Genomic DNA, 25,414 nt, shown 5'->3' with positions numbered 1-25,414 from the left:
TGCGATTGTCCTTCAGCTGTCTTGGACATTGTGCGTTGCAATAACCTCAGGAAACGCCGAAACGCACATTTGGTTGCGCGATCATTGTCGATTTTTTGATGCGCCTGCTCAGAGCTGACATGCGCGACGTTTGGCGCGGTCCTTGAATAAACCAAATCCTAAGGGATCAGCTTGGCAACGCCAGCGTTCATCAGTATTAGGTCGTTCCAACCGAGGCCGAACGGCCTGTAATCACGGTGACCGCGGCGGCGCCAAGCATGATCGCGCTGAGTGGGTTCTAGGAGGATTTTTCGTGCAAGAGACGGGCGTGCGCAACGGTGCCTTCGGCGCCGACAAATTCGGCTTAAAGAATCTCAAGCAGGTTCACTGGAACCTCGGTGCGCCGCAACTCTATCAATACGCGCTCTCCGCGGGCGAGGCGGTGCTGTCGGCCGATGGCGCGCTCTGCGCCGACACCGGCGAGTTCACCGGCCGCAGCCCCAAGGACAAATTCACGGTGCGTGACGCCACCACCGACAAGAAGATGTGGTGGGCCGGCAACCAGTCGATCACCGCAGAGCAGTTCGAGACGCTCTACCAGGACTTCCTCAAGCACGCCGAAGGCAAGTCGCTGTTCGCACAGGACCTCTATGGCGGCGCCGATCCGGCTTATCGCATCAAGACCCGCGTCTTCACCGAGCTCGCCTGGCACTCGCTGTTCATCCGCACGCTGCTGATCCGTCCCGAGGCGATCGAGCTCTCGGCGTTCGTGCCCGAGCTCACCATCATCGACATGCCGAGCTTCCGCGCCGATCCGAAGCGCCATGGCTGCAAGTCGGAGAATGTCGTCGCGATCGATTTCGCCCGCAAGATCGTGCTGATCGGCGGGTCTTACTATGCCGGCGAGATGAAGAAGTCGGTCTTCACCACGCTGAACTACTATCTGCCCGAGCGCGGCGTGATGCCGATGCATTGCTCGGCCAATGTCGGCGCCAAGGGCGATGCGGCGATCTTCTTCGGCCTGTCCGGCACCGGCAAGACCACGCTGTCAGCCGATCCGAACCGCACGCTGATCGGCGATGACGAGCACGGCTGGGGCCCGAACGGCGTCTTCAACTTCGAAGGCGGCTGCTACGCCAAGTGCATCAAGCTGTCGCAGGAAGCCGAGCCCGAGATCTATGCCGCCTCGACCCGCTTCGGCGCGGTGCTCGAGAACTGCGTGTTGGACGAAGACACCCGCGTGGTCGATTTCGACGACGGCTCCAAGACCGAGAATACGCGCTCGGCCTATCCGCTCGAGTTCATCCCGAACGCCTCGCGCACCGGCCGCGCACCGCAGCCGAAGAACGTGGTGATGCTCGCCGCCGACGCCTTCGGCGTGCTGCCGCCGATCGCCAAGCTCTCGCCGGCGCAGGCGATGTATCACTTCCTGTCGGGCTACACCGCCAAGGTCGCTGGCACCGAGCGCGGTCTCGGCAATGAGCCGCAGCCGGAATTCTCGACCTGCTTCGGCTCGCCCTTCCTGCCGCTCGACCCCTCCGTCTACGGCAACATGCTGCGCGACCTGATCGCCCAGCACAATGTCGACTGCTGGCTGGTCAACACGGGATGGACCGGCGGCAAGTACGGTACCGGCTCTCGCATGCCGATCAAGGTGACGCGCGCGCTGCTGACCGCGGCCCTCGACGGCTCGCTTCGCAACGTCGAATTCCGCACCGATAAATATTTCGGCTTCGCGGTCCCGACCGCGCTGCCGGGCGTGCCGAGCGAGATCCTCAACCCGGTCAACACCTGGAAGGACAAGGACGAGTTCGACAAGACCGCCCGCGCGCTGGTCGGCATGTTCCAGAAGAACTTTGCCAAGTTCGAAGCCCAGGTCGACGCCGAGGTCCGCGCCGCTGCACCGGACGTGAAGCTCGCGGCGGAGTAAGCTTGCGTCGTTTGAAATTCGAAAGGGCGGCCGCGAGGCCGCCCTTTTGCTTTTCAAGATGTCTCTCCACCGTCATTGCGAGCGCAGCGAAGCAATCCAGAATCCCTCCGCGGAAACAGTCTGGATTGATGGCGAACTCGCGGAAGCAGCTACGCCTTGAAATAGGCGATCTGCGTCGTGGTCGCGAGCAGTCTTCCGTTCGGCGACCACAGCTCGGCGTTCTGGTCGGCGTAGCTCTTGTGCATGATCTTTGAATCGGCCGTCGCCAGCACGCGCGTGATGTCCTCGGCGGCGAGCTCTTCGCTGTCAGTGTGGAAATACGTCGTCAGCGACACCGTGCCGAACGGAACCAGCTCGCGTCGCGCGTGGAAGATGCGGCCGAAGAAGGCGTCCGACATCGACATCAGCGACGGCATGTCGAGCTTGCGCGGTTCGCGATCACTGATCCAGAGCTTTGAGTAAGTGCTGGCGAGCTCGGGCTTGAGCGGGCCGATCCGCATCTCGCCCTCGACGAAGCGGAATTCGTACTGGTTGGCCCAGGACGCCGCGATCTTCGGGAACGGCATCGTCTCTTCGAACGGCTTTGCATCGGGATATTGCGCCACCCTGTGCTCCCAGGACGGCCGGCGTTCGGCGAACACGGCGGTGGCGAGCGTTGCGACCTCGCCGCCGCCTTGCGACAGTTCGACGCTCCAGTGCTGGCTGGAGCGATTAGCCTTCACCAGCCGCACGTCCAGATCGAACGGCCCCTTCGCGATCGGCGCGCAGTAATTCACGGTGAGCGCCAGCGGGTCGCCGGCACGTTCCGGATGCTCGATCAGCGCACGCAGGATAGTCGCGGCGGTGGCGCCGCCGAACGGGCCGACAAAGGCCCAGTAATCGTCGCTGGTGTGTCCCTGCCAGCTGGAGTCACCGGCGGTGACGCGGGTGGCGTCGTCGAAAGGGTGCGGGAGCTTGGCGTGCATTATTCGATCCGGCGTTCAATGACGGACGTCATATCACGTCCGCCGCCGGCTTGTGCAATTACCTCGTGAGTAACCGATTTCACGTCGCGGAAATTCAGCCCGCGACGTCGCGCAAGGTCGGCAGCAGCGGCGTGGTGGGGTTGACCGGCACGTTCCAGATCTCCTCGGCGTATTCGCGAATGGTGCGGTCGGAGGAGAACCACGCCATGCGCGCGACGTTGAGGATCGAGGCGCGGGTCCAGGCCGGCGCCACCTGCCAGCGCGCATCGACGCTGCGCTGCGCCTCGTAATAAGAATCGAAGTCGGCGCTGACCATGTAATGGTCGAGATAGCGCAGCGCATGCGCGATCGATTCGAAGCGGCCGGGATCGCCGGGCGAGAATTCGCCGGCGCCGATCGCATTGATGGCGCGCTGGAGCTTCGGCGAATTGCGGATCACGTCGGAGGCGTCCAGCCCCTGCTTGCGCCGGATCATGACATCGCCGGCTTCCATGCCGAAGATCGCGATGTTCTCCGCGCCGACATGGTCGCGGATCTCGATGTTGGCGCCGTCGAGCGTGCCGATCGTGAGGGCGCCATTGAGCGACAGCTTCATGTTGCCGGTGCCGGAGGCTTCCATGCCGGCCGTCGAGATCTGCTCGGAGAGGTCGGCCGCGGGAATGATCACCTCGGCGAGGCTGACATTGTAGTCGGGCAGGAAGACGACCTTGAGCTTGCCGCCGATCGCGGGGTCGTTGTTGACGACTTCCGCAACGTCGTTGATCAGCTTGATGATCAGCTTGGCGTAGCGGTAGCTCGCCGCCGCCTTGCCCGCAAAGATCTTCACCCGCGGCACCCAGTTGCCGTTGGGGTCGTCCTTGATCGCCTGGTACAGCGCGACCGTCTCGATGACATTGAGAAGCTGGCGCTTGTATTCGTGGATGCGCTTGATCTGCACGTCGAACAGCGCGTTCGGGTCGACCTTGATGCCGAGGCGCTCGCCGATCAGGCGCGCCAGCGCCGTCTTGTTGTGAAGCTTGACTGCGCGGAACCTCTTCTGGAATTCGACGTCGCTGGCGCGGGCCTCGATCAGGCTGAGCTGCGTCGGATCATCGAGCACGGCGTCGCCACAGGTCTCGCGCAACAGATCGGTCAGTTTCGGGTTCGCCAGCATCAGCCAGCGGCGGAAGGTGATGCCGTTGGTCTTGTTGGTGATGCGGCCGGGGTAGAGATGGTTGAGGTCGTGGAACACGGTCTCCCGCATCAGGTCCGAATGCATCGCCGAGACGCCGTTGATGCGGTGGGAGCCGACGAAGGCGAGCTGGCCCATGCGCACGCGCCGGCCGCTCCGCTCGTCGATCAGCGACACCGAGGCGCGGAAGTCGATGTCGCCGGGGGCGCGCGCCTCTGCGAGCGCGAGATGCTGCACGTTGATGCGGTAGATGATCTCGAGATGCCGCGGCAACAGCCGTTCGAACAGCTCGACCGGCCAGGTCTCCAGCGCCTCAGGCAGCAGCGTGTGGTTGGTGTAGGACAGCGTGGCGACCGTGATCTTCCAGGCCTCGTCCCAGCGGAAATTGTGGTCGTCGATCAGGATCCGCATCAGCTCGGTGACGGCCAGGCTCGGATGGGTGTCGTTGAGCTGCACCGCGACCTTGCTCGACAGGCTGCGAAGCTGGCCGTCCGACGCAAGGTGCCGCTTGATCAGGTCCTGCAGCGAAGCCGAGACGAAGAAATATTCCTGGCGCAGGCGCAGCTCGCGGCCCGCCGGGCTCTCGTCGTTCGGGTAGAGGAATTTACAGATCGCTTCCGCGCGCGACTGCTCGGCGCTGGCGCTGACATAGTCGCCGGTGTTGAAGGCATCGAGCTTCAACGGATCGGGCGAGCGTGCCGACCACAGCCGCAGCGCGTTGACGTGCTGGCCGCGCCAGCCGACGATCGGCGTGTCATAGGCCATCGCCTGCACGGTCTCGGACGGATGCCAGATCGCGCGATCGCGGCCCTTGTCTTCGACATGCTCGACACCGCCGCCGAAGCGAATGTCATAGATCACTTCGGGCCGCTGCAATTCCCAAGGGTTGCCGAAGCCGAGCCATTCGTCCGGATATTCCTGCTGCCAGCCCTGATTGATGATCTGACGGAACAGGCCGTAATCATAACGGATGCCGTAGCCGATCGCAGGGATCGACAGCGTCGCCATGCTTTCCATGAAGCAGGCGGCGAGACGGCCCAGGCCGCCATTGCCGAGCGCCGCGTCCGGCTCGCATTTGCGCAGCTCAGGCAAGGAAACGCCGAGATCGCCGAGCGCGACCTCGAAGATCTTCAATAGCCCCATATTGTTCAGCGCGTCGCTGAAGAGGCGGCCGATCAGGAATTCGAGCGAGAGATAATAGACCCGCTTGCGCCCCGCATCGTAGCTGTGCTTCTCGGCCGTGAGCCAGCGATGCACGATGCGATCGCGCAGCGCCAGCGCCGCGGCCTGGTACCAGTCGTGCTTGGTGGCCATGCCCGCATCCTTGCCGATGGCAAGGCGCAGCTTCGCCAGGATCGCGCCCTTGATCTCAGCCAGAGCGAGTTCGTCGATGGGCTGGTTGGGGGCGGAGAAATTGGGCTGGAACGATGAATCTTGCAAAGTCGTCACTTCCTGGTCGCGAGAACACTACTGACCCTACGCATCTTGCCTCTGTACGGAACCATTGCTGGTGCGACCGTGCACTGCGTTTGGCGTAAAATTATGCAAGGAACGGGCCGATTTGGGAACCCGGACGCATACGGGGAAACGTGGATTTGGTGCTAGAATGGCGGCCAATTCAGCCATCAGTGTGGAGGAGGCGCCCGATGAACTCTCTGATGAGACCTGTGACGCGACGGCTGATCGAAATCGCCGCCGCCACCTTCCTCGTCGTCTGCATCACCGCGTCCAGCGCCGCCTTCGCCGCCGGCAAGATCGGCCGCAGCGCCGACGGCCTGAGCTGCGCCGTCACGCTTCCGCAAAACGCATCCTCCGCCGCCCGCTGCGCCGCCATCAAGCGCCAATGCGGCGGCAAATTTTACGCAAGCGCGTGCGGGGATAAGTTGATGTCAGCGGCGAATTGAGCAGGGGCTGGTGCAACGAAGAAGGTGTCGTCCTGGCGGAAGCCAGGACCCATTACCCGCCTGTCAGATGAGGCCTGACCGATCATTCCAATCGGGATTTCTTCCTCGATCAGCTTGATCTTCCAGTCCCGCTTCCAGAACTTGAGCTGCTTCTCGCGCGCGATCGCCTCCTGCAGTGTTGCGTAGGCTTCGACATGAACGAGGCGGAAGATTTTATACTTGTGCACGAACTTCGAGCCGCGACCCGAACGATGTAGCTCAAGCCGCGCGCGGACGTCGTTGGTGATTCCGATATAGATCGTGTCGTGATGGCGGCTTGCGAGAATGTAGACGAAGTAGCTGCTCGTGCTCATGGCCCAACCCGCAAAAGCAACACTGACCGGGGTAATGGGTCCTGGCTTTCGCCAGGACGACGCTCTCCAACAATCGCGCCTAACATCAGAACAAATTAAGAACACTTTAGCAAGTCTTTGATATATCATTGTGATTCGGCGTGTTGCCGACACCATATCTAGCGTCTGCCAGACTTCGCGAGGACTACATGTCCACCATTGCCTTCGATCAATTTGCCCTCACCAGGATCGCCGATTTCGCGCGCTCGCTGTCGCGGCTGCATCAGGCGGCGCGGCGCCACGCGGTCGACGACGACCAGTTCGACCGCGAGTTCAACGCGGTGTGCCAGTCGATCTGGGGCTACACCATCGACGACGTCAGCGACGATCTGTTTTCGGCGCAGGACCATCTGTTCCTCGACACGCTTGACGAAGCGCATGCGCGCATCTTCGCCGCCGAGCAGGGTTATGATCTCGTCGACGACCAAGGCATGCTCACCGACTGGTGGGGTTTTTGCTGGATGATTTTAGCCGAGAAGCGCGGCCTGCTCACGGCAGACAACCGCGCCGCCGCGCGCGCGGCGATCGAGGAGAAATATCTGGCGGCGCCGAACGTGATCGGCGTGATCATCGGACGGTGACCCACCATCCTCCGTCATTGCGAGGAGCCTCTTGCGACGAAGCAATCCAGAGTGCCTCCACGGAGCCAGACTGGATTGCTTCGCTTCCGCCTTCGCTCTTCGAGCTTCGGCGGACAAGTCGCTCGCAATGACGGCTTGGCTACAGACGAGCCTGAGCTAGTCCAGCCCAGCCCGCTTCGCCGGCTTTTGCGTTTTCGGCACCGTCACGTCGGGGAGCGTCTCGCGCACGATCTCCGCGGCAGGGGCATCCGCCGCCACCGTGTCGGCGCGCACCGGCGCCACCTTCATCTCGCCGAGCCGTGCGCGGACCTGCGCGGTGAGACCGGGATAGGAGGCGACCGGGGTGAAGTCCGCGGCCTGGTCGTTGCCGACGCGGATGCCGGTATAGGCGACGAGACCGTCGCTGGTGGCGATCACGTCGCCGGGCTTTAGCGACGAGTCCAGCGCCAGATCGACCGGAGCAAGGCCGACCGGCTCGCGGCCGTTGCAGGTGCAGTCGGCGCGCAGCGCCTTGCGATAGGCGAACGCGTTCTCGCTATCGGCATAGCGCTCGCCGGTCTGCGACGCCGCGCCGTCGATCGAGGAGCCGAAATAGATCTTGGTGGCGCTTGCAGGACAGAACGCCTGACACATCTGCGCGGGCGAGGTGAGACCGCGCATCAGCGGAAAATATTTGCCGTCGCAGCTGCGCACGCAGAACGCCGGTCCCGAGCCGCCGGCCGCAGCCGAACGTGTCGGCGGCACGTATGGCGGACTTGCGCCGTTCTGCTGGCCGGTGAATGGATCGGCGTAGGAGCTCGGCTGCTGCGGCACCTCACGCTGCGGCCGCTGCTGCTGCTGCATTCCGCCGAAGAAGAAGTCGAACAGGCCTTCGGCCGAAACCGGGGCCGGAGCCGCAACCAGCGGTGCTGCCAATGTGGCGGCTACGAGCATCGCGCGACGCCACCGGCGCGCATGGGACATGACTGTACGCAAACGCTTACTCCACCCGGCGCTACCCAACCGGCCGGGACCATCAGGTCTCAGCACATGATTCACCATAAGGCGGGATGGTAAATGAGCGGTTGAGGGGGGAGGAGCGGTGTCGCCGGACGGGTGGACCTCGTCCATGGCCGGGCTTGTCCCGGCCATCCAGGATCTCTGGTGCGGCAAAGACGTGGATGCCCGGTCAAGCCCGGGCACGACGGCGGAAAAAGTCTAGCCGCTCAAGCCTTCAAGAACTCCGACGCCTTGTACAGCGAGCGGAACGGCAGCCCGGCCGCGCCAAAGGTGTCGTCGGCGCCTTCCTCGCGGTCGACCATGGTCAGCACCAGCACCACTTCCGCGCCGGTCTCGCGCACCGCTTCCACGGCCTTCATCGCCGAGCCGCCGGTGGTGGTGACATCCTCGACGATCACGACGCGCTTGCCCTCCAGCGTCTCGCCCCTGGGCAGCCCCTCGATCGCAAGCTTCGCGCCATGCTCCTTCGGCTTCTTGCGCACGAAGAAGGCCGCGATGGGATGGCCCTTGATCCAGGAGATCTGCGCCAGCGCGCCGGCCAGCGGCACCGCGCCCATCTCAAGCCCGCCGATGAAATCGAGCTGGTCATCCTTCAGCGCCTCATAGGTCAACTCGGCGAGCAGGGTCGCACCCTCCGGGTCGAGCATGGTCGGCTTGAGGTTGAAGTAGAAGTCGCTCTTGCGGCCCGACGCGAGCGTCACCTCGCCGCGGCCGAAGGAGCGCCGGCGGATGATCTCGAACAGGCGGGCGCGGGAGGCTGATTTAGACACGGCGGGCCCTCGGGAGCATTTTTGGAGGTGGCGGAATTTATCCGCGACGGCCTCGACATTCCAGAGGGGGCTTCCCCCGTCAACAGGGATCGGCCATCCCGGGCGGCCGGTTGTGGGGGTGCAACGTTCTGGGGTAGGTGGATGCCGGATATCTCGGGCAAGAAAACCTGCAAGAAGGCTGGGCAAGGACACGCGACAAATGACCATCGAGCTGCACACCTGGAACACGCCGAACGGCCGCAAGATCTCGGTCGCGCTGGAGGAGATGGGGCTGCCCTACAAGGGGATCCCGGTGAATATCAGCAAGGGCGAACAGATGGCGCCGGAGTTCCTGAAGCTCTCACCCAACAACAAGATCCCCGCGATCGTCGATCCTGATGGCCCGGACGGCAAGCCCGTCAGCATCTTCGAGTCGGGTGCGATCCTGCTGTATCTCGGCGAAAAGACCGGCAAATTTCTGCCGAAATCGCTTTCGGGCCGCATTCCCGTTTATGAATGGTTGATGTGGCAGATGGGCGGTTTCGGGCCGATGCCGGGCCAGGTGCACCATTTCATCGCGCTCGAGAACGAGCAGGACCGCGCCTACGGCCTCAAGCGCTACATGGCCGAGACGCGACGGCTCTACGGCGTCCTCGACCGCCGGCTGGAGTCCAGCGATTTCGTCGCCGGCGAGCTCTCGATCGCCGATTTTGCCATCCTGGGCTGGGCCTGGCGTCACCCTCGCCACAAGGTTGACCTGGCCGACTTTCCCAACGTCAAGCGCTGGTACGAGGCCCTGATGGCCCGCCCGGCGGTGAAGCGGGGCATGGAGGCGAAGCTAGATTGATCTTTCTCTCCCTCTCCCCGCAAGCGGGGAGAGGGGAAAATCACACCTTCCGCGCTTCCACCGCCATCCGCACCGCAAGCCCGGCCAGCACCGTGCCCATCAGCCAACGCTGGACCAGCATCCAGCTTGGCCGGCTTGCGAGAAACAGCGCGATCGACCCGGCCGCGAGCGCGATCATCGCATTCACGCTGACACTGATCGCGATCTGGATCGCGCCGAGCACCACTGACTGCGCCAGCACGCTGCCGGCGGTGGGATCGATGAACTGCGGCAGCAGCGCGAGGTAAAGCATCGCGATCTTCGGGTTGAGCAGATTGGTGACGAACCCCATCGCGAACAATTTGCGCGGGCTGTCGATCGCAAGCTGCTTCACCTGGAACGGCGAGCGCCCGCCCGGCTTCACTGCCTGCCAGGCCAGCCACAACAGATAACCCGCGCCGGCAAAGCGCAGCGCGTCATAGGCGAAGGGAACGGCGAGCAGCAGCGCCGTGATGCCGAATGCCGCGCACAGCATGTAGAACAAGAAGCCGAGCGCCACGCCGCCGAGCGAGACGATGCCCGCCGCAGGCCCTTGCGTGATCGAACGCGAGATCAGGTAGATCATGTTCGGCCCGGGCGTGAGCACGAGGCCGAGGCAGACGAGAGCGAAGCCGAGCAGGGCGGAGGCGTGGGGCATGGCTGAACCGGTGCGGGAGACGGCACGGTTCTAATATGCGTGGCGCAGTGGGGCCATCGCGCAATTGCTCGGAGGACAATTCAGCTTGTGCGTGTGCCTTCGCCGGGGCGGTACCGTCCGATCAATGCGCCTCGTCCCAATTGTTCGCTGCGCGTGCATCGACATGCAGCGGCACCGAGAGCAGCACGGCCGGGAACGGCGCGTCCTGCATCACGTGCTGCACGACGGGGAGCGTCGCCTCGACCTCCGCGTCCGGTACCTCGAAGATCAATTCGTCATGCACCTGCAGCAGCATCTGCGCAGACAGTTTCTTCAGGACCAGGGCATCCTCCATCCGCGTCATGGCGCGGCGGATGATGTCGGCGGCGGTGCCCTGGAGCCGGGCGTTGATCGCGGCGCGCTCGTTGAAGGCGCGCACCGAGGCGTTCGAAGCCTTGATGTCGGGATAGTACATCTTCCGTCCGAACAGCGTGGTGACGTAGCCGTGGTTCCGGCAGAAGTCGCGCGTCTCGTCCATGTAGGCGCGGATGCCGGGGAAGCGTTCGAAGTATTTCTTGATGTAGGCGGAGGCCTCTTCGCGCGCGATGCCGAGCTGGTTGGCAAGGCCGAATGCCGAAATGCCGTAGATGATGCCGAAATTGATCGCCTTGGCCCGGCGCCGGATTTCGCTCGGCATGCCCTTGATCGGCACGCCGAACATTTCCGATGCCGTCATGGCGTGAATGTCCAGACCGTCGCGAAACGCCTGCTGCAGCACGGGAATGTCGGCGATCTCGGCGAGCAGCCGCAGCTCGATCTGTGAATAGTCGGCGGAGACCAGCTTGTGCCCTGGCGTTGCGATGAAGGCGCGCCGGATCTTGCGCCCGTCCTCAGTGCGCACCGGAATGTTCTGCAAATTCGGCTCGTTCGACGACAGTCGGCCCGTCGTGGTCGCGGCCAGCGCGTAGGTCGTGTGGACGCGGTGGGTCTGGGGATTGACGTAGGTCGGCAGCGCGTCGGTGTAGGTCGATTTCAGCTTAGAGACCTGGCGCCACTCCAGGATCTTCCGCGGGAGCTCGTGGCCCTGCTCGGCGAGTTCGTCGAGCACCTGAGCGGTGGTCGACCACGCGCCGGTCTTGGTCTTGGTGCCGCCCGACAGTCCCATCTTGCCGAACAGGATGTCGCCGATCTGCTTCGGGCTGCCGACATTGACCGGCTCGCCCGCGATCTGCTGGATCTCGGCTTCGACACGGGCCGCAGTCTGGGCGAAGTCGCCGGAGAGACGCGACAGCACCTGACGATCGATCGAGATGCCGCGCCGCTCCATGCGTGCGAGCACCGCGACCAGCGGGCGTTCCAGCGTCTCGTAGACCGTGGTCATGTGCTCGGCGATGAGGCGCGGCTTCAGCACGCGCCAGACGCGCAAGGTCACGTCGGCGCCTTCCGCCGACAGCGACGCGGCCTTGTCGATCGGCACCTGGTCGAACGTGATCTTGCCCTTGCCGCTGCCGAGCAGCTCGTTGTCTTTGAGCATCGCGTGACCGAACCAGCGCTCGGACAGTTGCTCCAGCGCGTGCGAGCCGCGGCCGGCATCGAGCACGTAGGAGATCAGCTGCGCATCATCGGTGTTGCGCAGTGTGATGCCGTGCTGCGCCAGCATCACCGCGGTGAATTTGACTTCGAAGCCGATCTTGAGAATGCCTGGTGATTCCAGCACCGGCCGCAACGCTTCGATCGCATCAGTGTGCTTGACCTGGTCGGGCGCGAGGCCCGCGTCGAACAGGCCGGCGCCGCCGCCGGACTGCTTGTGCGCCAGCGGCACGTAGCAGGCCTCGTTCGGCGCCAGCGCCAGCGCGATACCGCAGAGGTCGGCCTGCATCGGATCGATCGAGTTTCCCCGGATCTCGACCGCGACATGGCCGGCATCGTGAATGCGCGCGATGAACGCGTTCAATTCCGCGAGCGTCTTGATGGCCTGGTACTTGCTGCGGTCGACCGGAAGCTTGCGCAAAGCCTCTTCCCGCGCGGCGGCGAGCGAAATCGGCGCGCCCTTCGGACTCGCGGCCTTGTCCTCCTTGCTCGCCGAAGGGTTGCGCTGGCCCACCGGAACTTGCGCCGGCGCGCCGGGTCCCGGGGCCGGCACGACGTCCGAAGGCGGCAGCGGCGAGAAGACGCTGGCGCCGCTGGAATAGCCGGGATCTGCATCGACGTTGGCCGGGTCAATCTGCGAGAATTCGGCGACGCGGCGCGTCAGCGTGGAAAACTCCATCGCCTTCAGGAACGCGATCAGCTTGCGCGCATCGGGCTCGTGGACGGCGAGATCGTCCAACGGGACGTCGAGGTCGACCTTGTCGTCGAGCAATACGAGCTGCCGCGAGATGCGCGCCTTCTCGGCGTTCTCGATCAGCGCCTCGCGCCGCTTCGGCTGCTTGATTTCGGTGGCGCGGAACAGCAATTGCTCGAGATCGCCATATTCGACGATCAGCTGCGCCGCGGTCTTGATGCCGATGCCGGGCACGCCAGGAACGTTGTCGGTGGAATCGCCGGCCAGCGCCTGCACTTCCACCACCTTCTCCGGCGGCACGCCAAACTTCTCGATCACCTCGGGGATGCCAATGCGGCGGTCCTTCATGGTGTCGTACATGGTGACGCAGTCGGTGACGAGCTGCATCAGGTCCTTGTCGGAGGACACGATTGTCGCGCTTGCGCCGCGCTCGCAGGCTTGCCGTACATAGGTCGCAATCAAATCGTCGGCCTCGAAGCCCACCTGTTCCAGGCAAGGCAGGTCGAAGGCGCGCACCGCCTCGCGGATCAGCGAAAATTGCGGGATCAGATCGTCCGGGGCCGGCTGCCGGTGTGCCTTGTACTCAGGATAGATCTTGTTGCGGAAGGTGATTTCCGACTTGTCGAAAATGATCGCCAGATGGGTCGGCCGGTTGTCCTCGGGCATCTCGCGCAACAGCTTCCACAGCATGTTGCAGAAGCCGAGCACGGCATTGACCTGCAAGCCGTCGGACTTGCGGTTCATCGGCGGCAGCGCATGGTAGGCGCGGAAGATGTAGCCGGAACCGTCGACCAGGAAGACATGATCGCCCTTGCCGGCCGCCTTCGCGGCAACGGGCTTGGCAGCAGCTGTCGCAGCAGCGGGCTTGGTTTCGGCGGCCTTGGGCGCGGCAGCCTTGGTGTCAGCTTGGGCGGTGGTCTTTGGGGAGCTCTTGGGCATGGCCGCAATGTATGAATTTTTGCGGGATTTGACAGCCTTGGGAGGTGGATTTTTGGCTTGCGGATGCCGCTATCCCCACTGTCATTTCCCGCATCCCCCGCTGTCATTCCCCGCGACGGCGGGGAATCCAGTACGCTGCGGCTTCTCCGTATACGACTGCTGCCCTCTGGAATACTGGATCCCCGCCTTCGCGGGGATGACAGCAGAGTATCACTCCGCCGCCTGCAACACCGCGCTTGTCTTCTTCGGCGCGATCCAGAACGCATCGGGCCGCTCGAACAGGAAGTTGCCGCCAAGGCGCAGTGCGATCTGCCAGATTGCGAGCGAGCCGATCACGCCGGCGATGGTCACGATCAGCGACACCGCACCGATGTCGGGAATGATGCCCGTGCGCAAGAGCAGCGTCCGTGTCGCCGCCATCGGCAGGAAGAAGGCGAGATAGATCACGATCGAATGCTCGCCGCAGAAGCGGAAGACATTCAGCCATTGCACGCGCGCGAGCAGCGTGCCCATCGTGATGATGGCGCAGGCGCCGGCGAAGCCGAGCACGAGCGATACGATTTTCCATTCGCTGGCGCCGAGCGCAACGAGGCCGGCATTGACCAGCACCCATGTCGCGAGCGCTGTCAGCGCCCATGCGGGATGATTGCGCGCGCGGTCCGACAGCGCGAACACGTAGGGCGCGAACAGATAGCCCGAATAGAAATAGATGAAGCGCGCGCAGAACTCGTCGATCGCGGTCCAGCCGGTCGAAATGCGCGCCGTCTCCAGCGCGGCCGCGACGAGCCATATCGCGGGCTGCGGCATGCGCCGTGTCAGTTTTGTGACGACGAAGAAGATCGGCAGGAGGTAGATGAACCATAGCGTGCCGAACGGCTCGACGAAGGATTCCAGATATAGCAATCCGGCGTCGCGCCAGCTCGTTTCCGCTGCGAATGCGGGGGCCTTGAAGCCGAACTGGATTGTCACCCAGACGACATAGAAATAGGCGAAATGCACCATCTTGCGGTCGAGATAGGTTCGCCAGTCCCGGTCGATCACCAGTGACAGGAACAGACCCGAAATCAGGAAGAAATCCGGCATCCGGAATGGCTTCGCGAAGGCCACCAAAACATGCATGAAACCGGTCTCGCCGGCGGCAAGCTCGACCCCCAGCACCGAATGCATCATCACGACCATGACGATGCAGATGCCCTTGGCGTAATCGACCCAATCGACGCGCGCAGCAGCCGGGGCCTTGAGTCCCCCGCTCGCGGCGATTGTGCCTGATGGTGCCATGGTGTCTCTTTTCGAGGCGTGTTCCGCCAGCATCTGTGTGAACGCGGAGCAGTTTGCCGCCTTGCGGCTTACGATTTCTTTACTGGTACAATTGCTGTGCCGTTTTTTGCACGCGGGCTGTTCCCTCACCCCGGGAAAATGCTAAACCGCCGTGGAATTGGGGTTTTGTTAACCAAGCCAAACAGGGTTTTTCATGCGCATTGCTATGATCGGCACGGGCTATGTGGGACTGGTGTCCGGAGCCTGCTTTGCGGATTTCGGCCACGACGTCATCTGCGTCGACAAGGACGAGAAGAAGATCGCGGCCCTTCATCGCGGCGAGATCCCGATCTACGAGCCTGGGCTCGACGAGCTGGTGGCGACCAACGTCAAGGCCAAGCGGCTGGAGTTCACCACCGATTTGTCCAAGCCGGTTGCGGATGCCGATGCTGTCTTCATCGCGGTCGGCACGCCGTCGCGCCGCGGCGACGGCCATGCTGATCTGTCCTACGTCTATGCCGCTGCGAAAGAGATCGCGCAGTCGCTGTCCGGCTTCACCGTCGTCGTGACCAAGTCGACCGTTCCGGTCGGCACCGGCGACGAGGTCGAGCGCATCATCGGCGAGACCAATCCCAAAGCCGACGTCGTCGTCGCCTCGAATCCCGAATTCCTGCGCGAGGGCGCGGCGATCCGCGACTTCAAATTCCCCGACCGCATCGTCGTCGGCACCTCCGACGAGCGCGGCCGCAAGGTGATGAGCGATATCTATCGTCCGCTGTCGCTGAACCAGGCGCCGCTGATGTTCACGGAACGCCGCACCGCCGAGATGATCAAATACGCCGCCAACGCCTTCCTCGCGACCAAGATCACCTTCATCAACGAGATCGCGGACCTCTCCGAAAAGGTCGGCGCCAACGTGCAGGAGGTCGCGCGCGGCATTGGCCTGGACAACCGCATCGGCACCAAGTTCCTGCACGCCGGTCCGGGCTTCGGCGGCTCCTGCTTCCCAAAGGACACCAAGGCGCTGATCAAGATCGCGCAGGACTACGACGTGAGCTTGCGCATCGTCGAATCCGTGCTCGCGGTCAACGAGAACCGCAAGCGGGCGATGGCGCGAAAAGTGAGCCAGGCGCTCGGCGGTTCGCTGCGCGGCAAGACCATCGCCGTGCTCGGGCTCACCTTCAAGCCCGACACCGACGACATGCGCGACGCGCCGTCGATCCCGCTGGTGACCGGCCTGATCGACATGGGCGCGAAGGTGAAGGCCTTCGATCCCGTCGGCATGGAGCAGGCGAAGACTGAGCTGCCCAGCATCACTTATTGCGAAGACGCCTATTCCTGCGCGGAAGGCGCCGATGCGATCGTGATCGTCACCGAATGGGTGCAGTTCCGTGCGCTCGACCTCGACCGGCTGAAGGCAACCATGGCACAGCCCGTCATTGTCGACTTGCGCAACATCTACCGCCCCGAGGAGATGGCTGCGGCCGGCTTCGTCTATGAGAGTGTTGGACGGCCGCCGGTGCAGGGCTAGCGATCCGACCTCGCAACGATTCCGTCATGGCCGGGCTTGTCCCGGCCATCCACGTCTGTTTTCTAGTGTGACGACGTGGATGCCCGGCGACTTCCGTGCGAAGACGCGCTTCGCGCTTTTTGCTCGGGCGTGACGAATGGACAGGCCTTGCCCCTCAGTTTCGACACGCCCCTCCCGATCGATGCCGTGCTCGACGACCTCTCGCGCACGCTGGAGGCGCATCATGCCGCCGTGCTGGTGGCCCCTCCTGGCGCCGGCAAGACCACGCGCGTGCCACTGGCGCTGCTCGATGCCCCCTGGGCCAAAGGCAAGAAGATCATCGTGCTGGAGCCGCGGCGCATCGCGGCGCGCGCCAGCGCCGACCGCATGGCCAAATCACTCGGCGAACGCGCCGGCGAGACTGTCGGCTATCGCGTCCGCTTCGGCTCGAAGATCTCGCGCGCGACCCGCATCGAGGTGGTGACGGAGGGCATCTTCACCCGCCAGATTCTCGACGATCCCGAACTGTCGGGCATCGCCGCCGTGCTGTTCGACGAATTCCACGAGCGCTCGCTCGATGCCGACATGGGCCTGGCGCTGGCGCGCGACGCGCAGCTGGGCTTGCGCGAGGATTTGCGCATCCTCGTGATGTCGGCAACGCTCGATGGCGCCCGCGTGGCAAAATTGCTGGGCGAAGCGCCCGTCGTCGAAAGCGAGGGCCGCGCCTTTCCGGTCGAGACGCGCTATCTCGGCCGCAAGGCTGACGCGCCGATCGAGCGGCAGATGGCGGATGCGATCGCCTCGGCGCTGCGGGCCGATGCCGGCTCGGTGCTGGCGTTCCTGCCGGGCGCCGCCGAAATCCGCCGCACCCAGAATTTCCTCGCCGAACGCATACACGATTCCAGCATTGAAATCGTGCCGCTGTTTGGCGCGCTCGACGCCGCCGTGCAGGATCGTGCCATCTCGCCGGCGCCCAAGGGCACGCGCAAGGTGGTGCTGGCGACCTCGATCGCGGAGACCTCGCTCACCATCGAGGGCGTGCGCATCGTGGTCGATTCCGGTCTCGCCCGCGTGCCGCGCTACGAGCCCGACATCGGCTTGACCCGGCTCGAGACCGTGCGCGTCTCCCGCGCGGCGGCGGACCAGCGCCGCGGCCGCGCCGGCCGCACCGAGCCCGGTGTCTGCTACCGGCTCTGGGACGAACCTCAGACAGCCTCGCTAGCGCCCTACACCCAGCCCGAGATCCTCAGCGCCGATCTGTCCTCGCTGGTGCTCGATCTCGCGCAATGGGGCGTCGCCGATCCTGCCGCGCTGTCGTTTCTCGACCCGCCGCCGCAGCCGGCCTGGAAGGAAGCAAAAAGCCTGCTCTCCGAGCTCAACGCGCTCGATGGCGATGGCCGCATCACCGCGGAGGGCAAGAGCCTGCGCGCGCTGGCGCTGCCGCCGCGGCTCGCGCGCATGATCGTGGATTCGCACCGTGCCGGCGAAGGCGAGGCCGCCGCCGAGATCGCGGCCATCATCACCGAGCGCGGGCTCGGCGGCGACAGCGTCGATCTCGAGCACCGGCGCGATCAGTTCCGCCGCGACCGTTCCCCGCGTGCCGCAAGCGCGCGCGACCTCGCCCGGCGCTGGGCTTCGCAGGTGGCGGCGTCAGAGAAGGCGGCGACCGCAGAAGGTGACCTCTCGACCGGCCTGATGCTCGCCTACGCCTTCCCGGATCGCGTCGCGCGCAACCGCGGCAATGGCAGCTTCGTGCTCGCCAACGGCCGGGGTGCTGCGGTGGATCAGACCTCGTCGCTCGCGCGCACGCCTTATATCGCGGTCGGCGAGATGACCGGCACGGCGGCGAGCGGGCGCATTCTGCTCGCGGCGCAAATCTCGCAGGACGAGATCGAGCGGCATTTCGCCGAGCATATCGAATCCGTCGAGGAGATCTCGTTCGATCGCGGCGCGATGGCGCTGCGGGCGCGGCGCAAGCGCGCGCTGCACGCGATCACGCTCTCCGAGGCGACGCTCGCCGTGTCGCCCTCGGGGGACACTGCGCGCATCTTCGCCGACGGGTTGATCGCCGCCGGACTCGACCGGCTGCCCTGGTCGAAGGTAGCCAAACAATGGCGCGATCGCGTGATGTTTTTGCGCAGGGCCGAAGGCGACAGCTGGCCCGATCTCTCGGACGACGGATTGATCGCGCGGCGCGACGATTGGCTGGTGCCGGCGCTCTACGACATGATCGCGCTGAAGGATATTTCCGCCGGCGATCTCTCCGACGCGTTGATGGCTTTGTTGCCGTGGGAGATGCGCGCGCGGCTCGACCGCGAGGCGCCGACGCATTTCGAGGCCCCGACCGGCAGCGTGCTCGCGATCGACTATGAAGCCGAGCAGGGGCCGACCATCGCGGTGCGGCTGCAGGAATTGTTCGGCCTCAACACCCATCCCTCGATCGCCGCCGGCAAGGTGCCGCTGGTGCTGGAACTGCTGTCGCCGGCGCAGCGCCCGGTGCAGGTGACGCGCGATCTCCCCGGTTTCTGGCGCGGCAGCTACAGTGCCGTGCGGTCCGATTTGCGCGGCCGCTACCCGCGCCATCCCTGGCCGGAAGATCCGGCGAATGCGCTGCCGACCCGGCGGGTCAAGCCGCGCGGGACGTGAGGCGCAAGAAGACCCTCATGGTGGGGAGCGCGGCCCGCCCTTCACGGGCATCCTTCGAGACCCGCTCCTATGGAGCGCTCGTTAATCCAAGCACGGCACCGACCTCTAGCTGCCGCCGGAGTGGGGCTGTTTATCGCGGTAAATGGCGGCTCTGAGTTCGTCAATGAGTTATCATTTATGCGCTGCGGAGGCGCTCCGAACGAGCAAAAGCGTCACAAGCTCTCAGGATGAGGGTCTCACAAAATTGCATTCTGCCCGGAAATCGCTATTTTCCGCGGCCCGGAGGCCCCTTAGATGTCTGTTATCGATCTTGCCGCGAATCCGAGCGATCTGCGTGCGCTCGCCGAACAATCCAACGCCTGGCCGTTCGAGCAGGCGAAGGCCATTGTCGCGCGGCTGAAGAAAAGCCCGAAGGACGAGGTGCTGTTCGAGACCGGCTACGGGCCATCAGGCCTGCCGCATATCGGCACCTTCGGCGAGGTCGCGCGCACCTCGATGGTGCGGCACGCTTTTCATGTGCTGACCGAGAACAAGATCAAGACCCGCCTGCTCGCGTTCTCCGACGACATGGACGGGTTTCGGAAAGTGCCCGACAACGTCCCCAACAAGGAGATGCTGGCCGCGCATCTCGGCAAGCCGCTGACGCGGGTGCCGGATCCGTTCTCCAACGAATACCCGTCGTTCGGGCACCACAACAATGCGCGGCTGCGCGCCTTCCTCGATCATTTCGGCTTCGACTACGAATTCGCGAGCTCGACCGACTATTACACGTCCGGCCGTTTCGACGCGACGCTGCTCAAAATGCTCGCGGCCTACGACAAGGTGATGGCGATCATCCTGCCGACGCTCGGTCCCGACCGCCGCGCGACCTATTCGCCGTTCCTCCCCATCAGCAAGACCACGGGTGTCGTGCTGCAGGTGCCGATGATCCGCCGCGACGTTGCGGCCGGCACGGTGACCTACCTCGATCCCGATACCAACCAGGAAGTCGAGACGCCGGTCACCGGCGGCAACGTCAAGTGCCAATGGAAGGCCGATTGGGCGATGCGCTGGGTCGCGCTCGGCGTCGATTACGAGATGGCCGGCAAGGACCTGATCGACTCGGTCAAACTCTCCGGCGCGATCGCCAGGGCGCTCGGCGCCACGCCGCCGGAGGGCTTCAACTACGAGCTCTTCCTCGATGACAAGGGCCAGAAGATCTCGAAGTCGAAGGGCAATGGGCTGACCATCGACGAATGGCTGCGCTACGCCTCGCCGGAATCGCTGTCGCTGTTCATGTATCGCGAGCCGAAGGCGGCCAAGCGGCTGTATTTCGACGTCATCCCGCGCAATGTCGACGACTACCAGCAGTTCATCGACGGCTTTGCGAAGCAGGACGCCAGGCAGCAGCTCGGCAATCCGGTCTGGCATGTCCACAATGGCCATCCGCCGAAGTTCGACATGCCCGTCACGTTCCAGCTCCTGCTGACGCTGGTGTCGTCGTCGAATGCGGAGAATGCCGAGACACTGTGGGGTTTCATTGGTCGCTACCGACCCGGTGTGAGCCCGCAGACGCATCCCAAGCTCGACGCGATGGTCGGCTATGCCATCAACTATTATCGCGACTTCGTCGCGCCGACGAAGACGTTCCGCGAACCGACCGAGACCGAGCGCGCGGCGCTGCAGGATTTGCGGGATGCATTATCGCAGCTTCCGCAGGACGCCTCGGCCGAGGACATCCAGAACGTCGTCTACGAGATCGGCCGCCGCGAGCCGTTCCTCGACCAGGTCAAGAAGGGCAAGGACGGCCGTCCGGGCGTGACGCTCGACTGGTTCAACATGCTCTACCAGGTGCTGCTCGGCCAGGAAAAGGGCCCGCGCTTCGGCTCCTTTGTCGCGGTGTATGGCGTGCAGAACGCGGTCAACATGATCGACGGCGCGCTGGCGCGGAGTGCGTGAGGGCTACGGAACTGAGTTGTAGGCGCGACCTATCTCCCCGATTCGTCCTGGCGAAAGCCAGGACCCATAGCCACCGCCGGATGTGGTTACGGAGACTCGGAGTGGCCAATTGGTGCCACAACTTCTCCCGAGGTAATGGGTCCTGGCTTTCGCCAGGACGACACCGAGGCCTCACTGGCTTGCCCACACGATCCGCGCGATCCACACCACCTCGCTCGCCGCCATCCTGCGTTCGGCCTGCGTCGCATCGAGCGGCTGCAAATCCAGAGCCTTTGCGGTGCGGCGCTTCAGCGTCGCCACCGTCAGCTCGCCCGCGTTGGTCTTCACCACCACGCGATCGCCTTTGTGGATCGGCGCGCCGGGCGCGACCAGGATGATGTCGCCGTCGCGATAGGCGGGCGCAAGCGCTTCGCCGGACATCTGCAGCGCGAAGCTATGGTTGCCCTCGAAGGCGGGAAGGGCAAATTCGGTCCAGCCCTTGCCGACGGGAAAGCCGGACTCGTCGAAGGCGCCGCTCGCGCCCGCCAGTGCGAAGCCGAGCAGCGGCACCGAACGGCCGCCGCCTGCCTCGTCGCCGACCAGCCTGGCAAAAATGTCGATCGACGAATCTGCCGCCGCCAGCGCTTTCGCGATCGATTCGGTCGAGGGCCAGCGCTCGCGGCCGTCGGAGGTAACGCGCTTGGACTTGTTGAAGGTGGTGGGATCGAGCCCGGCGCGCTTGGCGAGGCCGGACGGCGACAGGCCGGCACGCGCCGCCAGCCGATCCAGCGCGCCCCAGATCTGGTCGTGGGTGAGCATCCTCTGCGCTTTGGCCTGCCTGACCATGGAAGGTCCAGCCCGTCGCAACTCAGGAAAACTATCCTCAAATCAATCGGTTTTCCGTTTTCGGTGCAAGAGGCGGCGTCTAAGTCTTGAGTTCGGCAGGGGTGGCCTTTACGGTCCCGCCCGGGATTTAACGACCCACGAGAGACGAAAATCCCCAGGAGACTCAAAGAGCTGTCTCCCCGGGCAAACAGGGCTGCGTAAGCGGTGGTCAAGATCTACAAAATCTGTCCGGCCTCGGCCTGGCGCGAGGCGGAACGGCAGGGCGTTTATCGCGGCAGCGCGGACGATTCGCGCGACGGATTCATCCATTTCTCGACCGCCGCCCAGGTTCCCGAGACCCTGCAGAAGCATTATGTCGGGCAGCGCGCGCTGTTCCTGGTCGAGGTCGACGGCGATGCGCTCGGCAGCGCGTTGCGCTGGGAGCGCTCGCGCAATGAGGAGCTGTTTCCGCATCTCTATGGCGAGCTCGATCTCGGCGCGGTGATGGCTGTGATGAACCTCAACACGCGCTCCGACGGCGGCCACGATGTTCCGGAGCTTGCCCCGTGATCCGCGCTTTCGACGCTCTCTCGCTGCCGGTGCTGCGTTGGCTCGATCCGGAGGATGCGCATCGCCTCGCGATCCAGGGCCTGCGCTTCCTGCCGCCGGGCAAGCCGCACGCTGACGATCCCAAGCTTGCGGTGCGTGCGTTCGGGCTCAACTTCCCCAATCCGATCGGCATGGCCGCGGGCTTCGACAAGAGCGCCGAAGTGCCGGATGCGCTGCTGCGGCTCGGCTTCGGCTTCGTCGAGATCGGCTCGGTGACGCCGAAGCCGCAAAGCGGCAATCCGCGACCGCGGCTGTTTCGTCTGGAGCGCGACGAGGCCGTGATCAACCGCATGGGCTTCAACAATGACGGTGCGGAGACAGCCCTGCGCCGGCTTGCGGCGCGCGCGCAGCACGGCGGCATCGTCGGCGTCAATGTCGGCGCCAACAAGGATTCGCCCGATCGGGTCAATGATTACGTCAAGCTGATCGAGACCTTTGCGCCGGTCGCGAGCTATTTCACCGTCAACGTCTCCTCGCCGAACACGCCGGGCCTGCGCAATCTGCAGGAAGGCGCGCTGCTCGACGATCTCCTCGCCAGGGTGATCGACGCGCGCCAGCGGGTGCGCGAGAGCGCCGGCGACACGCCGGTGCTGCTCAAGATCGCGCCGGATTTGAGCCTCGCCCAGCTCGACGACGTCGTGCAGGTCGCGCGCTCGCGCCGGGTCGATGGCATGATCGTATCGAACACCACGATCGCGCGGCCGAGTACGCTGCGCGAGGAGATGCGCGCCAAGGAGCAGGGCGGCCTGTCCGGCCGGCCGCTGTTCCGGCTGTCGACGCGGATGGTCGCGGAGACCTATGTGCGCGTCGAGGGCGCATTCCCCCTGATCGGTGTCGGGGGGGTGGACTCGGGCGGCGCCGCGCTGACGAAGATCCGCGCCGGCGCGAGCCTGATCCAGCTCTATTCGTCGCTGGTCTACAAGGGCCTCGGCATCGTCGACGAGATCAAGCGTGACCTCGCCTCGACCCTATTGCGGACGGGGCGGGATTCTCTCTCCGAGATCGTCGGCTCCGACGCCGCCACGCTGACGGCGGAAGACTGGCCGGGGATGTAGGCGGTCTCGTGCCCCGAGCGCAGCGCAGCACGTTAGTGATGCACTGCTGAACCGGGGCCCACGCTCGCGGCATTCTGGGTCCCGGCTCCGCGCAGCAGCGTTTCACCCTGCAGCGTGTCCGGGACACGAGAGCTACGACCTCGAAAACGTCTTCCTGTACAGCGCCGGATAGCGCGCGGCCTGCAAGCCGCCGCGCGAGACGTAGGAGGCGATCAGCGCGCTCCACAGCCCGGCATTGCCGAACGATTGCAGCGCCCAACATGTGGCGAGGAAGATCGCGAGCGAGGCCAGCATCAGATTGCGCATCTCACGCGCCCAGGTCGCGCCGATATAGATGCCGTCGAAGCCGAAGGCGAACACGCCGGGAATCGGCGCGAGCACGACGAACGGCAGGAATTCCCGCGCGCCGCGACGGACGCTTTCGCTCGCCGTCATGAAATCGATTAAGTTCGGCCCGAATACCGCGAATAGCGCGGACACGACCAGCGCGAAGCCGAGCCCCCATAGCAGCACCAGCCGGGTCGAATCAGCAAATCCCCTGGCGTCGCGTGCGCCGAGCGTACGGCCGCAAAGCTGCTGGGCTGCGTTCGCTAGACCATCGAGAAAGAAGGCGCTGACCAGCAGAAAATTGTTGAGCACGGAATTCGCGGCCAGCGTGACGTCGCCGGCCCGCGCGCCCTTGGCGGTGAAGAACAAGAACACGGCGATCAGCGCCGCGGTACGGATCAGGATGTCGGAATTCACGGCCAGCAGCCGCATCAGCTTGGCCCGGTCGAACAGCTCTGCGTACGGCACCGCGAACCCACCGTCCGCATAGCGGCGGCAGACGATCATGCCGAGGCCGAATCCGGCCGCTTCAGACAGCAGCGCTGCGATCGCAGCACCTGCGATCCCGGTGTCGTAGACCAGCACCAGCAGGATCGTCGCCGCCGCGTTGACGAGATTGATGACGATTTGGAGCGCGAGCGCCGGGTTGGCGCGAGCCTGGCCGACCAGCCAGCCCAGGATAACATAATTGACGAGCGCCAGCGGCGCCGACCAGATCCGGATCACGAAGTAGGTTTTCGCCGCGCGCGTGACGCCTTCGCTGCCGCCCATCAGGTCGAACAGCACGGTGGCCAGCGGCAGTTGCAGCGCGATCAGTGCTACGCCGATCAAGCCGGCGACGATGAAGCCGCGCACCAGGATCGCGGTCAGCTCGCGCGTCTCGCCGGCGCCGAGCGCCTGCGCCGTGAAGGCGAGCGTGCTCATGCGCAGGAAACCGAACAGCCAGAACAGGCAATCGAAGATGACGGACGCGATGGCGACGCCGCCGAGCAGCGCGGCGTCGTCCAGCCGTCCGATCGCGGTGGTCGAGACCACGCCGATCAGTGGCGTGGTGAGGTTGGCGACCATCGCCGGGCCTGCGATGGCGAAGACCTGACGGGAACCGATCTTCAAGTGAACGGGTGCGTGCATGTCAGAACACGAGCACCATGCCGTCTTCGGCGGCGAGATGGGCGATGTCGTCGAGGCGCGACAGCACGTCTTCGCTCATATGGGTGAGCACGAGGCGTTTTGCGCCGATTTCGGGAAGGTGCTGTTCCAAGGTCGTCAGGCTGAGGTGATTCTTGACCACCTTCTCGTACATATAGGCTTCGGCGATGAAAAGGTCGGCGCCATGCGCCAGCGGAATGAGCGTCTCCGTCCATTCGGTATCGGCGCTGTAGGCCAGCGTGCGACCCTCGGCTTCGACGCGATAAGCGAGGAACGGTCCACCGGATTCGCCGTGCACGACGGGATAGGGCGTCACCGTCACCGCGCCGAAGCTTTGGCTCTGCTCGGGCGCGAGCTCGACGACGGACAGCTCGAAGCGCTGTTTCGTCTTCGAGGAGTGCTCGAACAGAGCCTCCATCACCTCACGCAGCCGCGTCTCGATGCCTTTGGGGCCGGCGATCGTGAGCGGCCGCGTCCGCCGCGAGAATTGTGCGTCGAGCAGGACAAACGGCAGCCCGGCAAAATGGTCGCCGTGGAAATGCGTGATCAGGATGAGATCGATCTCATTGCGGTCGATCTCCAGCCGCTTCAGTGCCGGCAAAGCCGACGCGCCGCAATCGATCAGGAAGTTGGCTTCGCGCCCCGAGACGTGGAAGCAGGTATTGAGCCTGCCGCCGGATCCGAAGGCGTCGCCGCAGCCGACAAAGCGCAATTGCATCGGCCG

General features: G+C 64.6%; 19 protein-coding genes and 1 pseudogene. 9 read left to right on the top strand and 11 right to left on the bottom strand.

The annotated features are described in order from the left end of the window. The first annotated feature begins 292 nt into the window (after window positions 1–292). Complete coding sequence (locus tag IVA93_RS34015) at window positions 293–1,909, top strand: phosphoenolpyruvate carboxykinase (RefSeq protein ID WP_018460052.1); 1,617 nt, start codon at window positions 293–295, stop codon at window positions 1,907–1,909. Between the two features lie 149 nt (window positions 1,910–2,058). Here IVA93_RS34015 and IVA93_RS34010 read toward each other — a convergent pair whose 3' ends face one another. Beyond that, the gene (locus tag IVA93_RS34010; protein WP_018460051.1) at window positions 2,059–2,874 is read right to left on the bottom strand and encodes an acyl-CoA thioesterase; all 816 of its coding nucleotides are present in this window, start codon (window positions 2,872–2,874) and stop codon (window positions 2,059–2,061) included. A 94-nt stretch (window positions 2,875–2,968) separates the two neighbouring features. Further along, a complete protein-coding gene (locus IVA93_RS34005; protein WP_085384957.1) occupies window positions 2,969–5,485 on the bottom strand; it encodes a glycogen/starch/alpha-glucan phosphorylase in 2,517 nt (838 codons plus the stop codon). 218 nt (window positions 5,486–5,703) lie between these two features. Between IVA93_RS34005 and IVA93_RS34000 the strand changes: the two genes are divergently transcribed. After that, the gene (locus tag IVA93_RS34000) at window positions 5,704–5,949 is read left to right on the top strand and encodes a hypothetical protein (RefSeq protein ID WP_240544159.1); all 246 of its coding nucleotides are present in this window, start codon (window positions 5,704–5,706) and stop codon (window positions 5,947–5,949) included. A gap of 63 nt (window positions 5,950–6,012) precedes the next feature. Here IVA93_RS34000 and IVA93_RS33995 read toward each other — a convergent pair. Next, window positions 6,013–6,302, bottom strand: a pseudogene (locus IVA93_RS33995) (GIY-YIG nuclease family protein). A gap of 188 nt (window positions 6,303–6,490) precedes the next feature. Here IVA93_RS33995 and IVA93_RS33990 point away from each other — a divergent pair. Next, on the top strand, window positions 6,491–6,922 hold the full coding sequence (locus tag IVA93_RS33990) for a hypothetical protein (RefSeq protein ID WP_018460048.1): 432 nt from the start codon (window positions 6,491–6,493) through the stop codon (window positions 6,920–6,922). A 156-nt stretch (window positions 6,923–7,078) separates the two neighbouring features. Here the strand turns inward: IVA93_RS33990 and IVA93_RS33985 are convergent, their stop codons facing one another. Together IVA93_RS33985 and pyrE are read right to left on the bottom strand one after the other, a co-directional pair. Beyond that, a complete protein-coding gene (locus IVA93_RS33985; RefSeq protein WP_083926594.1) occupies window positions 7,079–7,855 on the bottom strand; it encodes a DUF2865 domain-containing protein in 777 nt (258 codons plus the stop codon). A gap of 272 nt (window positions 7,856–8,127) precedes the next feature. Further along, complete coding sequence (pyrE, locus tag IVA93_RS33980; protein WP_018460046.1) at window positions 8,128–8,691, bottom strand: orotate phosphoribosyltransferase; 564 nt, start codon at window positions 8,689–8,691, stop codon at window positions 8,128–8,130. A gap of 199 nt (window positions 8,692–8,890) precedes the next feature. On the opposite strand from pyrE, the gene IVA93_RS33975 reads away from it, so the two are divergent. Further along, window positions 8,891–9,517, top strand: a complete 627-nt coding sequence (locus IVA93_RS33975; protein ID WP_018460045.1) for a glutathione S-transferase family protein — start codon at window positions 8,891–8,893, stop codon at window positions 9,515–9,517. 40 nt (window positions 9,518–9,557) lie between these two features. Here the strand turns inward: IVA93_RS33975 and IVA93_RS33970 are convergent, their stop codons facing one another. The 3 genes from IVA93_RS33970 to IVA93_RS33960 form a co-directional block, all read right to left on the bottom strand. Beyond that, window positions 9,558–10,193: a LysE family translocator gene (locus IVA93_RS33970; protein ID WP_018460044.1), complete on the bottom strand. Its 636-nt coding sequence runs from the start codon at window positions 10,191–10,193 to the stop codon at window positions 9,558–9,560. Window positions 10,194–10,314: 121 nt separating this feature from the next. Continuing rightward, on the bottom strand, window positions 10,315–13,395 hold the full coding sequence (gene polA, locus IVA93_RS33965; RefSeq protein ID WP_018460043.1) for a DNA polymerase I: 3,081 nt from the start codon (window positions 13,393–13,395) through the stop codon (window positions 10,315–10,317). 210 nt (window positions 13,396–13,605) lie between these two features. Further along, the gene (locus IVA93_RS33960; RefSeq protein ID WP_026233930.1) at window positions 13,606–14,673 is read right to left on the bottom strand and encodes an acyltransferase family protein; all 1,068 of its coding nucleotides are present in this window, start codon (window positions 14,671–14,673) and stop codon (window positions 13,606–13,608) included. A gap of 193 nt (window positions 14,674–14,866) precedes the next feature. Between IVA93_RS33960 and IVA93_RS33955 the strand changes: the two genes are divergently transcribed. The 3 genes from IVA93_RS33955 to IVA93_RS33945 all read left to right on the top strand — a co-directional run bounded on the left by IVA93_RS33955 (window position 14,867) and on the right by IVA93_RS33945 (window position 20,746). Beyond that, a complete protein-coding gene (locus tag IVA93_RS33955; protein WP_018460041.1) occupies window positions 14,867–16,183 on the top strand; it encodes a UDP-glucose dehydrogenase family protein in 1,317 nt (438 codons plus the stop codon). A gap of 147 nt (window positions 16,184–16,330) precedes the next feature. Further along, window positions 16,331–18,808: an ATP-dependent helicase HrpB gene (gene hrpB / locus IVA93_RS33950; RefSeq protein WP_026233929.1), complete on the top strand. Its 2,478-nt coding sequence runs from the start codon at window positions 16,331–16,333 to the stop codon at window positions 18,806–18,808. A 294-nt stretch (window positions 18,809–19,102) separates the two neighbouring features. Then, window positions 19,103–20,746 carry a lysine--tRNA ligase gene (locus IVA93_RS33945; RefSeq protein ID WP_018460039.1) on the top strand — a complete coding sequence of 548 codons (1,644 nt, stop codon included), beginning with the start codon at window positions 19,103–19,105 and terminating at the stop codon, window positions 20,744–20,746. A 171-nt stretch (window positions 20,747–20,917) separates the two neighbouring features. On the opposite strand, the gene IVA93_RS33940 is transcribed toward IVA93_RS33945, so the two are convergent. Beyond that, window positions 20,918–21,571, bottom strand: coding sequence for a S24 family peptidase (locus IVA93_RS33940; protein WP_018460038.1), 654 nt, complete (start codon window positions 21,569–21,571; stop codon window positions 20,918–20,920). A gap of 204 nt (window positions 21,572–21,775) precedes the next feature. Here IVA93_RS33940 and IVA93_RS33935 point away from each other — a divergent pair, with 204 nt between their 5' ends. Then, window positions 21,776–22,120 (top strand): DUF952 domain-containing protein, encoded by a 345-nt coding sequence (locus IVA93_RS33935; protein ID WP_018460037.1) that lies wholly within the window; start codon window positions 21,776–21,778, stop codon window positions 22,118–22,120. After that, on the top strand, window positions 22,117–23,214 hold the full coding sequence (locus IVA93_RS33930; protein ID WP_018460036.1) for a quinone-dependent dihydroorotate dehydrogenase: 1,098 nt from the start codon (window positions 22,117–22,119) through the stop codon (window positions 23,212–23,214). The genes IVA93_RS33935 and IVA93_RS33930 overlap by 4 nt, the downstream gene beginning before the upstream one ends. A 132-nt stretch (window positions 23,215–23,346) precedes the next feature. Here the strand turns inward: IVA93_RS33930 and IVA93_RS33925 are convergent, their stop codons facing one another. After that, the gene (locus IVA93_RS33925) at window positions 23,347–24,672 is read right to left on the bottom strand and encodes an MATE family efflux transporter (RefSeq protein WP_026233928.1); all 1,326 of its coding nucleotides are present in this window, start codon (window positions 24,670–24,672) and stop codon (window positions 23,347–23,349) included. A 1-nt stretch (window position 24,673) separates the two neighbouring features. Continuing rightward, window positions 24,674–25,408 (bottom strand): MBL fold metallo-hydrolase, encoded by a 735-nt coding sequence (locus IVA93_RS33920; RefSeq protein ID WP_018460034.1) that lies wholly within the window; start codon window positions 25,406–25,408, stop codon window positions 24,674–24,676. Window positions 25,409–25,414: the final 6 nt, after the last annotated feature.

The sequence above is a fragment of the Bradyrhizobium sp. 155 genome (assembly GCF_023101105.1).
GTDB classification, from domain to species: domain Bacteria; phylum Pseudomonadota; class Alphaproteobacteria; order Rhizobiales; family Xanthobacteraceae; genus Bradyrhizobium; species Bradyrhizobium canariense_D.
The sequence above is the reverse complement of the archived record's forward strand: the minus strand, read 5'-3'. Positions and strand labels throughout refer to the sequence as shown.

Coding starts and splice junctions, on each gene's coding strand:
- IVA93_RS33975 (WP_018460045.1), top strand. CDS start 8,891: ATGACCATCGAGCTGCACACCTGGAACACGCCGAACGGCCGCAAGATC.
- polA (WP_018460043.1), bottom strand. CDS start 13,395: ATGCCCAAGAGCTCCCCAAAGACCACCGCCCAAGCTGACACCAAGGCT.
- IVA93_RS33955 (WP_018460041.1), top strand. CDS start 14,867: ATGCGCATTGCTATGATCGGCACGGGCTATGTGGGACTGGTGTCCGGA.
- IVA93_RS33925 (WP_026233928.1), bottom strand. CDS start 24,672: ATGCACGCACCCGTTCACTTGAAGATCGGTTCCCGTCAGGTCTTCGCC.
- IVA93_RS33920 (WP_018460034.1), bottom strand. CDS start 25,408: ATGCAATTGCGCTTTGTCGGCTGCGGCGACGCCTTCGGATCCGGCGGC.
- IVA93_RS33945 (WP_018460039.1), top strand. CDS start 19,103: ATGTCTGTTATCGATCTTGCCGCGAATCCGAGCGATCTGCGTGCGCTC.
- IVA93_RS34000 (WP_240544159.1), top strand. CDS start 5,704: ATGAGACCTGTGACGCGACGGCTGATCGAAATCGCCGCCGCCACCTTC.
- IVA93_RS33990 (WP_018460048.1), top strand. CDS start 6,491: ATGTCCACCATTGCCTTCGATCAATTTGCCCTCACCAGGATCGCCGAT.
- IVA93_RS33970 (WP_018460044.1), bottom strand. CDS start 10,193: ATGCCCCACGCCTCCGCCCTGCTCGGCTTCGCTCTCGTCTGCCTCGGC.
- IVA93_RS34010 (WP_018460051.1), bottom strand. CDS start 2,874: ATGCACGCCAAGCTCCCGCACCCTTTCGACGACGCCACCCGCGTCACC.
- IVA93_RS33985 (WP_083926594.1), bottom strand. CDS start 7,855: ATGCTCGTAGCCGCCACATTGGCAGCACCGCTGGTTGCGGCTCCGGCC.
- IVA93_RS33940 (WP_018460038.1), bottom strand. CDS start 21,571: ATGGTCAGGCAGGCCAAAGCGCAGAGGATGCTCACCCACGACCAGATC.
- IVA93_RS33960 (WP_026233930.1), bottom strand. CDS start 14,673: ATGGCACCATCAGGCACAATCGCCGCGAGCGGGGGACTCAAGGCCCCG.